A 756-nucleotide genomic window follows, 5' to 3' on the forward strand; every position below is an offset into this window, starting at 1 on the left:
TTTGTTTTCAAGACTTTAGTCTGCTGGCCGCGCAGCGGCCAGCTCTAAACCACCCGCTACGCGGGTGGAGACAAGCGGCTTTACAAAGCCACCCCTCCGGCCGATATTGACGATTGTTCAGGCCGTCAAGAATTCGAGTCGAAGGGGTGGTCGCCATGGCCCAGAAGGCCTACAGCCTTTCCCACACGAAGTGGATGTGCAAGTACCACGTCGTGTTCACGCCGAAGTATAGGCGCAAAGTGATCTACAACCAAATCAGGAGCGACATAGGGGAGATCCTCAGGAAGCTTTGCGAGTACAAGGGGATCGAGATAATCGAGGGGCACCTGATGCCCGACCACGTGCACGTGCTGCTGGCGATCCCGCCCAAGTACAGCGTCGCGAGCGTCATGGGCTACCTGAAGGGGAAGAGCTCGCTGATGATATTCGACAGGCACGCCAACCTCAAGTACAAGTTCGGCAACAGGAGGTTCTGGGCGGAGGGCTACTACGTGTCCACCGTCGGCCTGAACGAGGCGACGATCGCCAAGTACATCAGGGAGCAGGAGTCCCGCGACATCGCGCTGGACAAGCTGAGCGTGAAGGAGTACGAGGACCCCTTCAAGGGGAGGTGATCCCGTCGGTTCGACCGGCGCGCCACGGGTCAAGATGCACTAGGCCTGGACGAAGTCCGGACCCGCGCCTTTAGACGCGAGCCCGGGGCCCGTGGGTTATACCCTAAGAGCAAACCACCCTTTTTAAGGGTGGTTCTGATTG

Annotated in this window: 1 protein-coding gene; it reads left to right on the forward strand. The window is 58.9% G+C overall.

The features are described 5' to 3' along the window. The first annotated feature begins 155 nt into the window (after positions 1 to 155). Complete coding sequence (gene tnpA / locus ACTQ1Z_RS08530; protein WP_441860255.1) at positions 156 to 614, forward strand: IS200/IS605 family transposase; 459 nt, start codon at positions 156 to 158, stop codon at positions 612 to 614. Positions 615 to 756: the final 142 nt, after the last annotated feature.

Source organism: Parolsenella sp. LCP21S3_E11, assembly GCF_052118165.1.
In the GTDB taxonomy this organism is placed as follows: domain Bacteria; phylum Actinomycetota; class Coriobacteriia; order Coriobacteriales; family Atopobiaceae; genus Parolsenella.

Excerpts from the sequence above, each read along its gene's own strand:
- tnpA (WP_441860255.1), top strand. The coding sequence starts at position 156 with ATGGCCCAGAAGGCCTACAGCCTTTCCCACACGAAGTGGATGTGCAAG.